Genomic DNA, 12,737 nt, shown 5'->3' on the forward strand with positions numbered 1-12,737 from the left:
GTGGTGATGAAATGAACAGCAAATACATATCGCTATATGGTGATATCATTGCAAAAATTGAAGAAGGTACGTTTCCCGTCAATGCAAAGCTGCCTTCCGAGAGCAGTTTCATGTCAGAGTATGGTATATCAAGAGATACTGTCAGGAAGGCTTTGAATTTGCTCGAACAAAATGGGTATATTCACAAAATCAAAGGCAAGGGATCTTTTGTGCTCGATATCAACAAATTCAATTTTCCTGTTGCAGGCCTGATTTCCTTTAAGGAAATGGCGGAGAAGCTGAATTTGCATTCCAAAACGATCATTCATACGCTGGAGCTTGAGTCTCCGGGCTCAAACATGATGAAGCATCTTGACCTAACGAATGATAAGGAAATATGGAAGGTTTTTCGTATTCGGCAAATCAATGGCAAAAAAATCATCCTCGATAAAGATTATTTCAACAGTGAGCTCGTACCCAAGCTGACAAAGGAAATCTGTGAGGATTCGATTTATCGATATATCGAAGGTGAGCTGGGGCTCCAGATTGGATTTTCGAATAAGGAAATCACCGTGGAGCCATGCAGTGAAGAAGATGAACAGCTCTTGGATATGGAAGACTATGATATGGTCGCGGTTGTAAGAAGTACGGTCCATTTAATGGATGGAAGTTTGTTTCAGTATAGCGAATCCAGGCATAGGCCGGATAAATTCAAGTTCACCGACTTTGCACGGCGCACTTGGTAAAGCCCTGGGCAGCATCTATCCATGACGAATATGGGCAAAAAGGGGGGTTCGGAAATTAAGATTTCCGAACCCTCTTTTTGCCTAAAGTAAACCCGGGCACGAATCACATTCAGTTAGTTGATTTCCTTGCTTCCTTCGAAGAATGGGAAGCGTTCAATAAAGTGACCCCGCCAATGATCAAGATTAACCCGCCTAACGTAAGTGTACTGAATGGTTCATCCCAGAGCAGAACGCCGATCAATGCAGTTAAAGCGGTGCCGATTCCGGACCATATGGCATAGGCCAAGCTCAACGGAATCGTTTTAAGACATAAGGAGAGGCAATAAAACGCCGTACCAAATCCTATGATAACCCCTAACGTGGGGATTAAATTATTGAACCCATCAGATAACTTAAGCATGGTCGTACCAAATACTTCGGTTATGATGGATATTCCCAGAGCAATGTAACCTTTCATTCTTTTTCCTCCCATTTATCGATGTTAAGGAGAGACATCAGCTGAAAGCTTCAAAATGACGACTCCGCCAATGATTAGGACTAAACCTATGAATTTTTTCAAATTGAAGCTTTCCTTATAAACGAATACCCCCACTAAAGCAGTCAATGCAGTTCCGATTCCAGACCAAATCGCATACGCCGTACCAAGCGGAATGGTTATGAGGGATATGGAAAGGCAGTAAAAGGCTAGACCCATTCCGATTAACACACCTATGGAAGGGAAAAACCGTTTAAAGCCATTCGATACTTTTAACATGGAGCTGCCAAACACTTCACTTACAATAGCAATTGCCAAAAATGCATATGGATTCAAAATGAACTCCCCCTATATTGCTTTTCATGAATTCCTAAATTACTTCCATAAGCATTTTAACACGGAGCCATGTGAAACGCCTCTCAATGATCTTTTATGGTATCCAATCATTGTTTGGGATACCATCCAAATGTGATTACTATCATATCCTGCGCCCTTTTCTGCGTGATACCACTAATCATCCGTCTTTTCCAGACCTTGGAAAAAAATTTCTATTTCATCAGCTTCGTCTAGTTGAACTTAACTAATGCTCAATATATCACAATGAAGGAGCAGGTGAATGAAACAAGAGCCTTTGGATCCTGTCCATATCGATAGGTTTCCTGTCATGAGTTTCATTTCCTATCTTCTTCAATGGAAGAAGTGTACGTCACCAAGTTTTTGAAAAATTGAATGTTCATAAAAGAGCGTGTCATCCAGCTATCGCTTCGTGATAAAAGGTCAAAAAGGATTCTTGGGGAATTTGTCGAATTGAGTTTTATAAACGAATTCAAGGGGGACCTTATGGAATTTAGAGTAAATAAAAACTGTTTTCATCAAGCTCTTTCAGCTGTCGGGCATGCGATTTCCTTAAAAACAACTGCATCCATTTTATCAGGAATTAAAATAGTCGCAAATGACAATCACTTACTCATCATTGGCAGCAATTCAGATATTATCATCGAAAAAGCCATTCCCGGTATGATTGATGGAGTAAGGGTATTAGAGGTGAATGATAAGGGAAGTGTCGTATTGCCTGCAAAATATTTAAGGGATATCATTTATAAGTTATCCGATGATATCCATGTTAAGCTTAACGCAAACCATTCAGTAACGATAAAATCCGCTGAAATTGTCACGGATCTTAATGGACTCAATTCCGGGGAATACCCTGATCTCCCGCTGCTTGATGATGCCGTTACGATTGAAGTACGCAGTGAAGAATTTCTGGAAATCGTTAAACAGACAGCTTTTGCCGTATCCAATAGCGAGTCCAGGCCTGTCCTGGCAGGAGTCAACATGACATTCCGGGACAACGTGCTATCATGCGTGGCAACGAATTCGCATCGCTTGGCATCAAGTGAGCTATCGCTGGAAACGAAGGTTACTGGTTCGTTTATCGTCCCTAGTAAAAGCCTTAATGAGTGGACAAAACTAATGAATGAGGGGGAGGATATTGTACATATTATTATTTCGAAAAGCTACATCGGATTTAAATCAAACCATATTTCACTTTTTTCCAGGTTGATAGAAGGCAGTTACCCCAATGTAATGGGATTGCTGCCAAAGGATCCGAAAACGGTCATCGCTGTGGACACTGATCAACTAATAAAAGGAATCGATAGAGCTTGCCTTTTTGCAAGGGGTGGGAGAAATAACAATGTTCACTTAGAAATTGTGGATTGTACCAAATTACGAATTTCTTCAAATTCTACGGAATGCGGGAAAATAGAAGAATACCAAACCATCAAGTCAATCAAAGGAGAAGGGGAGGTTAGCATAACACTTAATGGATATTTTTTGATGGACGCCTTGAAAGTGATAAAGGAGAAGGAGGTTAAACTAAGTATTAGCGGAGCAGTGAAACCAGTTCTAATTGAACCTGGCAATGGTGCTGCTTCCCATTTTCATCTCATTTCACCAGTTAGATCTTCGTGAACTTCCATCGGAAGGAAAGATGGATACCATTGATCTTCGTCAGCGATATCCATTCAATAAATAATAAACGGTCATGTATAAGAAAAACTTGTCCTTTATTGCCCTCGAGGAAAGACATTTCCTTTTTTCTTGGAAAGGCAAAAAATAATATGGAATATCTTCAATGAAAGATTCCGTGTGCTTATATGGTTGCTACATCGCACCTTTATTTAGGGAAATTTTTCAATATCCATGTTTTAATTAGCTTGGCCACTTGGGACGGAGAGGTAAAGGATGTATCTATTGCAGGGATAGGTGGCGATGAGGTTTGTGCTTCAAGAACCAATTTCTCTGATAGTGCATTCATATATTCAATGCTTTTTTCCGTCCATTTTCCACGTGCCGTTAATCGCTCCGTGCGTGCTTCGTCGTTGCAATAGAGATGTAGGTAATGTACCGGGGAAAAAAAAGGGAAATGGTCACAAATTTCTATATTATATGGATCAGGTACATGGCCAAATAAAACGGTATATCGTCCGGAATATGCACTATAATAGGCAATTTTTAACCAATTATCACAAGCTTGTTGATAATTTTCATCATTTACAATTAAATCCATATCAAAAACATTAACATTTAAATCAACCATGATTTTCTGTAGTTCCAATGAGGTTGCTGATTTACCTGAACCACTAATGCCAGTCACAATAAAAAGAGGGTAAGTTATGATCATCACCTTCCAATGTGTTAAGGGATAGGATTACTGATATCCCTAGGATTTTTTCACCTTATGTATCATATGTTTGCTTTTTGGAATCGCATCTTCCATTTACCTAGAGGGAAAAAGAAACTTGCGTGCTTTTTACGAGATAGTTGGACAAAAGACAGCACGTACTGGAAAATGGCGGTTGGTTCATAATAAAAACCCCATATTGGGGTTTTGGGCAATTATTATCTGAATCTGCTCCTTGAATAACTGTGACCTGGAGGAGCATAACCAAAGCCTTGGGGGTAATACTCGTTCACGCCGTTGCACCTATATGGGAAATAATGTTGGTATGTGATGACGTGTTTATTTACGGTAGTGGTATGTGCGGGGTGAAAAACCGGAATGACTGTATTAATGATATTCGTTTTAACATAGTGCCTTGTTGGGGAAGTTTGGGACGGGTCGTGCTGTACAGGCATGTTCTGCGGTGGGTAACATTGCGCTGGCCGTTGATTGCCGGGAGGGAGCCCCCATGATTTATTATACATTTCAACACCTCCCATAATTATTTTTAGTCATTAATAGCTTATGAAAAGAAATGGCAAAGGGACTAGTATAAATGCCTTTTTTAAAAAAACATCCCCTTGGTTCTCATTTTCCTTAGCTTATGGGGCCTGCCTTTTACCAATTAAGTTTAATGCTTGATGAACAAATGAGGTGTGTCGTTCCCGCATGATGTTTTCCTTGCTTTTTTCCAAGCCCCATTCAGGAAATGAAGATAACCGTAATGCAGCATATAATTGCCAGAATGGTAGATTGGACATATTTAAGCCTGGCATCATGGATTCATAATGATCGCTGAAGTCATCCATAGCCTTCACACCAAAATGAAATAGTATTTCAAGCTGACAATTGGCAAAGTCAGCCAAAGGATCGCCTAAGGCTGCGTCTTCCCAATCGATTACTGCAGTAAGTTGATCGTTGATGAATAATATATTTCCTGGCCAATAATCTCCATGAAGGATCACGTCCTTATTCAGGGCGGGTAATGGCTGGGTTGATTTCAACACATTGCGGATCAAGCTCAGGTTTAATGTTTCGTCCGTATTTTCCTTTCCTGCCTGCACCATTTTTACATAGGATTCATTCTGGTCAGGCAGAAAAGAGAGATCAAGATGGTCATATTCGAGACGATGGATTTTAACTAGATGAACTGCCAGCTGGAAGATATAAAGCGTTGGATTGGCGGGTGAAAAATCTGGCTTGCCCTCCATATATTCAATAAGTAAACATGATTTAGTAAAAATTCCCCCTGCTTGTTGGAAATAATATGGTGTTGGTACGGACAACCCTTCATTTGCCAGTAATTTTAAAAGCCTGTATTCATCCGCAGCGATATTCGGATTCCGCTTCAAGTCATTTTCGCCATGCTGACGAACGATCATCCGCATGATTCTTCCTGTAGGCTGTAATATTTTCAAACCTGTAACTTGCGCAGACATTCCGCCTTTTAATTCCCATGAATGAATAAGCTTGTTTGCTTGATCCAACTTCTGAACCAATAGTTCAAGGTATGTAGCTTCTTGTGCCCTGTACATTACTATGACACTCCTTTTTCAATGAACTGCAGTTTCTTGGAGTGTTGATCCCGCTGTCTACTCGCAGCTTTCTATTTTTATGGGCAACCTGATCGCAGCTTCAGTTCCGGCCCCTAGAGCACTTTTGAATTCAATCGTGCCTTGATGCAGTTCGATGATCCTTCTGCAAATCATCAGTCCCAATCCGGTTCCTTTTTCCTTAGTTGTGTAAAAGGGTTCGAACAACCTTTGTTGCCTATCGCTAGTCATTCCGGTACCTTTATCCCTAATATGAATGGCATATTGATCAGCGGATACCCGTTCCAAGGTTATTTTGATTTCTTCACCGTTTTCATCAGTAGCTTCAATGGAATTCTGGATAAGATTTATTAAGACCTGCTTCAGTAGGTTATGATCGCATATGGCTGTAATCGCCTCCGCTTGAGATTCAAAAATGATCCTGATACCTTTCAAATTTGACTGTGGTTCCATGAATTTAATGACATGTATAATAAGCTCATTGATATGGTTTGTACTGACTTTCATCGTTTCATCAGGCTTTGCGATAAACATGAATTCATTCACAATGCTGTTGATCCTGTCCAATTCCCTCATCATGATTCCAAGATATTCATGAATGGTCGCGTCGTCAATCTTTTCGCTTATGATTTGGGTAAAACCGATTATTGAAGTTAGCGGGTTCCGGATTTCATGAGCTATACCTGCAGCTAATTCGCCCACTACAGCTAATTTTTCCAGCTCCCTAATCTTGTTTTCATTTCTTTTTTTATCGGTGATATCGATTGCCGTTCCGATGACCTCCGTTACTTCACCATCCACCATCAAAGGGTTCAGTGACGCTACGTAATGAATACCACCAACTTCCCCTTCATAATTCACTGTTTCCCCATGCCAGGCTATCTCATAAAACCTTCGTTTCCTATTGGCTTGTTCCATTGGTAAAAAGTCAGTCAATTTTTTGCCGATGACCATTGCGGTTGGCGTGATGGAATTAGTAATGAAATCCCCCTCAACGAAAGTGTGTATAAAGTCGTTATCTTTTTTTATGAATTTAAATAAAAATCCATTTCTTGGGATAAGGTCTCGATAGTGATTATCCAAAGTCCTTTTATCATACTTTTCCATATTTCAGCTCCAATAAAAGAATATGTATCGTGAAACGAATATGACATTACGACCACTATTGATGGAAGTTCTTGTTAAGATTTTACCAAAGTAAAATAATAGAAGGAAGCTTTTTAAGAATGTATCAAATGCATCCTTTATGGGAGGTACGTACATAAAGGAGGAATCATCATTTGAACAAATGAACAAAGTCAAAAAAAATTCATAAACCAAAGATTTTTTTGACCGCTAGTGTACGTGTACAAGCATTTATCATTTTATTACATATGATTGATAGAGGTGATTAAAATGGTAAAAATATTTATTGATCCCGGACACGGCGGTACAGACCCAGGCTCGGTAGGAAATGGCTTGAAGGAAAAAGACTTAACTTTATCCATCGCGACTCGAATCAAGGATATCTTGTTGATCGAATATACGAACGTTTTTGTAAAGATGAGCAGAACATCAGATACATTCCCTTCTTTAAGCGATCGGACCAATCAAGCGAACGGGTGGGGCGCCGACTTCTATCTCGCCATTCATATTAATGCTGGCGGCGGTACTGGATATGAGGATTATATTTATACATCTACGAGCCAGGAGACGAAAACATATCAGGATAATATTCATGCTGAGGTCATGAAATTGATCAATATTCCGGATAGGGGCCAAAAAACGGGGGATTTACATGTACTCCGTGAAACGGACATGCCTGCACTTTTAACTGAAAGTGGCTTTGTCGACAATGCCAATGATGCAGCCAAGTTAAAAACGGCATCCTTTATCGAAGCCCTGGCTCGCGGACATGTAAACGGTTTGGTCAAATGCTTCAACCTTAAAAAGAAAAATACAGCGGTATATCATACCGTTGTAAGTGGGGATACCGTATACTCTTTAAGCCTGGCATATGGCACTACAGTTCAACAGATTAAAGATTGGAACGATCTTGATAGCCAGTACACCATTGTTGTAAACCAGAAAGTACGAGTGAAATAAAATCGTCCTTATGCTGACAGGGTGAGCGGAGTGTTAACTGCAAGTGAATGACTCTAAAGCAAGCTCAGACTGCGAACAAACTCAGAGGTTAGGGAGTTTGTCCGCAGTTTTCTTTAGGTACCCGTTCCTTTTCACTGCAGTTATCCAAAGGTTAGTCAGAGCTCGCTTGGCGCCTGCGGCCTCTCTCACGTAGACGCCATTTCCAAAGCGACAGTCTAGCTCTTCCAACTCTGTGCAATAAAGTGAAGATGAAATCTCCATTGCCTTCAGCTTTGGATGTTTTGGCATAAGGAGCTTTATATATTGGCAAGGATAGTAATTCATATGTAACTGGAGGTGGGAGAAGTAATTGGGAAGAGCCATTCTCATATTAGAGAATGGCTCGGGCCGTGAATGCCTGCTTTTGAAAATGCCTCTGACGGGATTCGAACCCGCACTCCTTTCGTAAGCATAGGTTAGGGCGGAACACGCTTCCCTACGGATTTTCACCGACAGGAATTACACCTGTCTCAGCTGATTTGCTTTTCGGTGCTTCTGAAACCCTTTACATTAAGACCCGGTGGCTACAATGTTTTCCGGCGCTCTTCCCTTCTAGAGCTACAGAGTCATCTATCCATCTTTCGATTATACGATCCTTTAAAAACACTGTGAAGTGAATAATGGAAGATTGCTTGATTTATGGAAAGAAATTGATGGCCATTAGTATATAGTCATTTGGTTATATGGAAACTATGCTTCGCCGATAAACAAAAGCAGGGAAAATAAAAAAAGTGGATATGATAGTTGGGATGGTTTATGTTGGTAATAAATCCTTCATCAGTTCAGGAAATTGACTTGAATAAACACAATGTCCTGGCGGCAATTCGAGTTGTTGAATCATAATAGGTAGGGATTGTTTTTCACTCCTTTACTCCTGTAAGAAATGCTTCGTTGAATGACATAAACACTTATCTGAACTGATTTTTCCTATTTGGAATGAAAAAAGTACAAACCCGGCAAAGGTCTGTACTTAGGTTAATCGTATAAGAGATAAGAACAAAATGAAATCAATCATATATTTTAATGGCTTGAACCACTTTTCCTAATATTTTGACGCGATCATTTTTGATATGGTAGGTTTTTTCCTCATAGAAAGGATCAGTGCTGCAAGGGATGAGGGTGATCGTATCTTCTGCCATCTTCACCTGCTTGACTGTAGCTTCATATCCATTTACCAAAACTACGCCAATATTTCCGTTCTTCAGGTAGCTGGTCTTTTCAACAAGGATCAAAGCGCCGTCGCTAAACTCCTTATTCATGCTGTTTCCTTTTACTCGCAGATAAAAATAGTCTTTATTGTTTTTAAGCATCGAATTCAATGTCGGCATATAGGCTTCTATATATTCGTTCGTAAAATTAGGCTCTCCAGCAGGGATGTTTCCATAAACACCAATTAATCTAACATTCTTTTCGTTTAGAAATTCCATGGAAGGATCATTTTTGACGACTGATGTTCCATCAACGAGGTGAGAAAGCGGTACATCAAAGCAAGTGGACATTATGCTCAACTTATCCATTAAAGGTTTATTTCGGCCGGATTCCCAGGCGGATACCGCAGTCGGGGCCACCTTTAATACCTTTGCCAAATCTTCTTGTGTCATTTTTCTTTCTTTTCTTAGAATTTTTATCCGTTCACCAATGTGCATATTTCTTCACCTCTCATTTGAATATACACCATGAGAGAAAGTGAGTAAACTCATAGTGCGTGAATTTTACAAAAAATTGTTGGTAACTATACTTGAGGTGTGATATTATTTTTTTATACAGGAGGTGACAAGATATGACAAAGGTTAAATTCACGCTTAAGCAAGCTAGGAAGTATAAAGGTTTAACCCAGGATGAAATGGCTAAAGTGCTAAGAATGGCCAAGAGGACTTACATTGATTATGAACAATATAAGATTCCGCTAAGGGTTGATAAAGCGTATATGTTTGCTGAATGTGTAGGTTTTTCTATTGACGATATCATTTTTTTTGATCCTGATATACACTTTAAATGTAGTTGAGGACTCGAATGAAATCTGTGCAGTGACGAAAGAGAGGGCAAGCCGGAGATGGACAATATGATGATGAGCACCACTAACGTACCGATGGAATACAAAAATCCATAGTTATCCAAATCTGCTGGGGATGGGAAGTAGGTGAACAGAGTGGAAAGAGAAATTGAATCTATTGAGGTTATGGCTGGAGCTGATGTTAGCACTATTTCGATTGGAAATGAAGTTGGCGGGGAAGTTATCGCGGATATAATCCAACATGATGGAGTATACAAATTATACAATCGTAGGGACGAGCTTATCATTGAAATCAATTTACCTGTCGTTAGTGTAAAATATTGACATCGTATGGAGAGCGTCGTGAAAATAATAGTCAAGCCTTTCATCATTGCATTAAAAGTGCTTCCATCCTTAATAAAAGGTAAAAAAAACTGTAGGTGTAATCCATTCGATGATAGCCAATTCATAGCCAAAACCTATTACTGCCGGCTTTTTTCATGGAAACTGGATTTTCGAACACCAAGATGAGGGTATATGGACAATGGCACATTCGAAGAAATGGGCAGTCAGCAAGCTTAATAGTAGTTAAGTCCTCTATCCTATTCAGGAGAGGGCTTTTTCTTATTTTATGAGCCACGCTCCGAGCTGAGAAAGAGCTCGGAAATCGACTGCCTTTGTTTTGAGAGGCAGCAAAAGCGTCCGACTTTTTCACCATATGAATGAACTTTACCTAGTTTCTTTCTCCCATCTTTAATGGAAATGGCAGGTAATGGGTGACAAACGTACAAATAGTAATGAATGAATACTTAAGAAGAATCAAGTAGAGGGCTTGTCAGTAGACCTCTCAAAAAAGCAAAGGATATTGGAGGAGAAAACAAGTGAAAAGCAATGTAATCAATTATGTCTTTTTTCTAATTCTCATCGTAACATTATTGATAATGGTTAAGCCAGGCATGACCTCTGCTGGGAAACTCAAACCACCCGCCGAAACATTCAGCCCTGGTGATTGGTTTTTGGGGAGTACTCCTCCCAACCATGACGTAAATAAGCCTCCGCTCGTATTTGTTCAAGGAAAAAATGGCAATGCTAGCAGCTGGTATGGTGAAACGGGTTATCATGGAATCAATGATATGTATACCAAAGCATATGAAGCGGGCTATCAAACCGTTTTCGTTCAGCTTCATGATTCTGCCGGAAACGGATCCGCTAGTCAATATGCCAACGGGAGACTGTTAGCGTCCATGCTAGAGGATATCAGCAACCATTTCAATGGTGAAAAAGTAAATATCATTGCACATAGCAAGGGGGGGCCAGATACTCAAGCTGCTCTAGTACACTATGGAGCATACCAATATGTAGGCAGAGTCATCACGTTAGCCTCCCCACACCATGGGTCGAATCTCGCTGATTTGGCATATAGCTGGTATGCAGGCTGGCTAGGATCACTGCTGGGCCAAAAAGATGAAGGAACCTATTCTTTGCAGGTAGGGAAGATGGCTGAGTTTCGTTCTGCCATAGATAACCATATGAACTCCCGGAAAAACATGTATTTCACCGTTGCTGGAATGAATAAAGGCCCGGCGTTGACTGCTTTATCACTAGGTGGAGAATATTTATCCGCCTATGGAGATAACGATGGGCTAGTGAATGTTTGGAGTAGCAAAATACCTTACGGAAAACATTTATTTACCGATCCAAGCTTGGATCACGATAACATTCGCATGGGATCTTCCGTATTTTCAAGAATTGAGCCCTATTTAAGAAGTGCTACCGTCGCGCTTGTTCCTAATATGGATATCCAAAGCAAACTGCAAGCGGAGGATAATATCATCACTTCTGCGCTCTCGCAAACCGTTCACGGGGGCTACCTGCAACAAAATGTGTGGAATGAACAAAGTTTTCGTGTGGATGATGAAGCGGTACCAGGCACTATAGCCATATATACAGCCTCAAAGGATGTACAAATCGAAGTGGTATCTCCCTCCAATAAAAGGTATTCACTTTCACCTGTCACATATGCTGAACAAAATGAAACGTCCTTCTTTAATGGAGCGACCATCCAAACATTATATAAAAGTAAGATGGAAATTGGTACATGGAAAGTGCGGATGAAAACGAAGGCCCTTAATGACGCATACTTGCTATTGGCACAATTTGACGAACTGGACCCGGTTACATTAAGCATGCCTGGAAGGGTTAAACAAAAGGATGCTGGATTTTCCATCAAGAAACCGCTCAAAGGTAAAAAAGAACCAGCACTCACAACCTTTAAGGTTCATTTAATGGATGAATCCGGTAAGGAAATCAGCGCAGCAACCCCCATTCATATAAAGGATAATGAAAATTTTTCAGGAACACTTCCACAAGTACCCAGAACTGGCGTTTATAATGTAACGATCGATGTTAAGGAAAAAAACGCAAATGGTACAGAACGAATACGTACCCTCATCCGGTCAGTCTATATTGAAAAATAGCAGGTTAGCTTTAAAGATGCCTTTTATTTTAAAAGGCATCTTTTGTTTGAAATGAGGGAGCTAGAGGGGGAATGGACGTCCCGAATCGATGAATATAAAGCATTGACGGATGATATGGAGTGAGGGAGGAATAGGCAGTCCATTCTAGGTTCCATGTATATTCAATCCGGCTTTTGGTTGGATAATCGGTAAGATAAAATGCCAGTTTTAAGGGCAGCGTAATTGCCGATGCTTGCATATCCGTAAAACCAGCCCATGAATATGCCCGCAACCAAATGATGTCGATGGCTGATGAAAATGGAAATGAATAAACCAAGTCCCAAAGCAATGGTAGGGATGAATTTAGGCGGGATATGAAACATGATCTTCACAAGCTGTGTCACAATCATGATGATAGGTATTGCGATTACAGCATCCCAAAAGTTTGTATGGATGGTAGGGAAATCCATAGGTGCACCACCTTATGTAAGAAGTCGTTCAAAATTAATTTTCACCATTTGAAAGCAATTTATACTCTCATTAAATGGAAGGTGCCAATCATGAAGCATTTTGTTCGTATGTTACCTCTGAATTTTAAAAATCTTATCATTCCAGAAGTCAAAAGAATGGACAACCTGTAACCTTTCTCAAGATTATGAATACGATATGAATGAAGGCTGTGCATG

At 40.2% G+C, this 12,737-nt stretch carries 14 protein-coding genes; 6 read left to right on the plus strand and 8 right to left on the minus strand.

The genetic code is table 11. From position 1 onward, the window contains the following. Positions 1-11 precede the first annotated feature (11 nt). Entirely contained in the window at positions 12-725 is a 714-nt protein-coding gene (treR, locus tag ABE28_RS09870; protein ID WP_064466234.1) for a trehalose operon repressor, read from the plus strand. Positions 726-834: 109 nt separating this feature from the next. Here treR and ABE28_RS09875 read toward each other — a convergent pair whose 3' ends face one another. Further along, positions 835-1,182 (minus strand): DMT family transporter, encoded by a 348-nt coding sequence (locus tag ABE28_RS09875; RefSeq protein WP_064466233.1) that lies wholly within the window; start codon positions 1,180-1,182, stop codon positions 835-837. A 24-nt stretch (positions 1,183-1,206) separates the two neighbouring features. Next, positions 1,207-1,536, minus strand: coding sequence for a DMT family transporter (locus ABE28_RS09880; RefSeq protein WP_083232024.1), 330 nt, complete (start codon positions 1,534-1,536; stop codon positions 1,207-1,209). 504 nt (positions 1,537-2,040) lie between these two features. Between ABE28_RS09880 and dnaN the strand changes: the two genes are divergently transcribed. Beyond that, positions 2,041-3,174, plus strand: a complete 1,134-nt coding sequence (gene dnaN / locus ABE28_RS09885) for a DNA polymerase III subunit beta (RefSeq protein WP_064466356.1) — start codon at positions 2,041-2,043, stop codon at positions 3,172-3,174. Positions 3,175-3,379: 205 nt separating this feature from the next. Here the strand turns inward: dnaN and ABE28_RS09890 are convergent, their stop codons facing one another. From ABE28_RS09890 to ABE28_RS09900, 4 genes are all read right to left on the minus strand, one after another. Further along, positions 3,380-3,886 carry an AAA family ATPase gene (locus tag ABE28_RS09890; protein WP_064466232.1) on the minus strand — a complete coding sequence of 169 codons (507 nt, stop codon included), beginning with the start codon at positions 3,884-3,886 and terminating at the stop codon, positions 3,380-3,382. 218 nt (positions 3,887-4,104) lie between these two features. Further along, a complete protein-coding gene (locus ABE28_RS24465) occupies positions 4,105-4,425 on the minus strand; it encodes a CotD family spore coat protein (RefSeq protein WP_083232025.1) in 321 nt (106 codons plus the stop codon). A gap of 102 nt (positions 4,426-4,527) precedes the next feature. Beyond that, positions 4,528-5,460: a phosphotransferase family protein gene (locus ABE28_RS09895; RefSeq protein ID WP_064466231.1), complete on the minus strand. Its 933-nt coding sequence runs from the start codon at positions 5,458-5,460 to the stop codon at positions 4,528-4,530. A 57-nt stretch (positions 5,461-5,517) separates the two neighbouring features. Further along, a complete protein-coding gene (locus ABE28_RS09900) occupies positions 5,518-6,585 on the minus strand; it encodes an ATP-binding protein (RefSeq protein WP_064466230.1) in 1,068 nt (355 codons plus the stop codon). A 288-nt stretch (positions 6,586-6,873) separates the two neighbouring features. Between ABE28_RS09900 and ABE28_RS09905 the strand changes: the two genes are divergently transcribed. Then, positions 6,874-7,563, plus strand: a complete 690-nt coding sequence (locus ABE28_RS09905) for an N-acetylmuramoyl-L-alanine amidase (RefSeq protein WP_064466229.1) — start codon at positions 6,874-6,876, stop codon at positions 7,561-7,563. Positions 7,564-8,609: 1,046 nt separating this feature from the next. Here ABE28_RS09905 and ABE28_RS09915 read toward each other — a convergent pair. Next, on the minus strand, positions 8,610-9,248 hold the full coding sequence (locus ABE28_RS09915) for a LexA family protein (RefSeq protein ID WP_064466227.1): 639 nt from the start codon (positions 9,246-9,248) through the stop codon (positions 8,610-8,612). Positions 9,249-9,382: 134 nt separating this feature from the next. Between ABE28_RS09915 and ABE28_RS09920 the strand changes: the two genes are divergently transcribed. From ABE28_RS09920 to ABE28_RS09930, 3 genes are all read left to right on the plus strand, one after another. After that, a complete protein-coding gene (locus ABE28_RS09920) occupies positions 9,383-9,607 on the plus strand; it encodes a helix-turn-helix transcriptional regulator (RefSeq protein WP_064466226.1) in 225 nt (74 codons plus the stop codon). A 135-nt stretch (positions 9,608-9,742) separates the two neighbouring features. Beyond that, positions 9,743-9,940: a hypothetical protein gene (locus ABE28_RS09925; protein ID WP_064466225.1), complete on the plus strand. Its 198-nt coding sequence runs from the start codon at positions 9,743-9,745 to the stop codon at positions 9,938-9,940. A 596-nt stretch (positions 9,941-10,536) separates the two neighbouring features. Beyond that, positions 10,537-12,072, plus strand: a complete 1,536-nt coding sequence (locus ABE28_RS09930; protein ID WP_373921338.1) for an esterase/lipase family protein — start codon at positions 10,537-10,539, stop codon at positions 12,070-12,072. A gap of 161 nt (positions 12,073-12,233) precedes the next feature. Here the strand turns inward: ABE28_RS09930 and ABE28_RS09935 are convergent, their stop codons facing one another. Further along, positions 12,234-12,521 carry a hypothetical protein gene (locus tag ABE28_RS09935; protein ID WP_064466223.1) on the minus strand — a complete coding sequence of 96 codons (288 nt, stop codon included), beginning with the start codon at positions 12,519-12,521 and terminating at the stop codon, positions 12,234-12,236. Positions 12,522-12,737: the final 216 nt, after the last annotated feature.

This window comes from Peribacillus muralis (assembly GCF_001645685.2).
GTDB lineage: Bacteria > Bacillota > Bacilli > Bacillales > DSM-1321 > Peribacillus > Peribacillus muralis_A.

Coding starts and splice junctions, on each gene's coding strand:
- ABE28_RS24465 (WP_083232025.1), bottom strand. CDS start 4,425: ATGGGAGGTGTTGAAATGTATAATAAATCATGGGGGCTCCCTCCCGGC.
- ABE28_RS09900 (WP_064466230.1), bottom strand. CDS start 6,585: ATGGAAAAGTATGATAAAAGGACTTTGGATAATCACTATCGAGACCTT.
- ABE28_RS09915 (WP_064466227.1), bottom strand. CDS start 9,248: ATGCACATTGGTGAACGGATAAAAATTCTAAGAAAAGAAAGAAAAATG.
- ABE28_RS09890 (WP_064466232.1), bottom strand. CDS start 3,886: ATGATCATAACTTACCCTCTTTTTATTGTGACTGGCATTAGTGGTTCA.
- dnaN (WP_064466356.1), top strand. CDS start 2,041: ATGGAATTTAGAGTAAATAAAAACTGTTTTCATCAAGCTCTTTCAGCT.
- ABE28_RS09905 (WP_064466229.1), top strand. CDS start 6,874: ATGGTAAAAATATTTATTGATCCCGGACACGGCGGTACAGACCCAGGC.
- ABE28_RS09935 (WP_064466223.1), bottom strand. CDS start 12,521: ATGGATTTCCCTACCATCCATACAAACTTTTGGGATGCTGTAATCGCA.
- ABE28_RS09875 (WP_064466233.1), bottom strand. CDS start 1,182: ATGAAAGGTTACATTGCTCTGGGAATATCCATCATAACCGAAGTATTT.
- ABE28_RS09920 (WP_064466226.1), top strand. CDS start 9,383: ATGACAAAGGTTAAATTCACGCTTAAGCAAGCTAGGAAGTATAAAGGT.
- treR (WP_064466234.1), top strand. CDS start 12: ATGAACAGCAAATACATATCGCTATATGGTGATATCATTGCAAAAATT.
- ABE28_RS09895 (WP_064466231.1), bottom strand. CDS start 5,460: ATGTACAGGGCACAAGAAGCTACATACCTTGAACTATTGGTTCAGAAG.
- ABE28_RS09930 (WP_373921338.1), top strand. CDS start 10,537: ATGGTTAAGCCAGGCATGACCTCTGCTGGGAAACTCAAACCACCCGCC.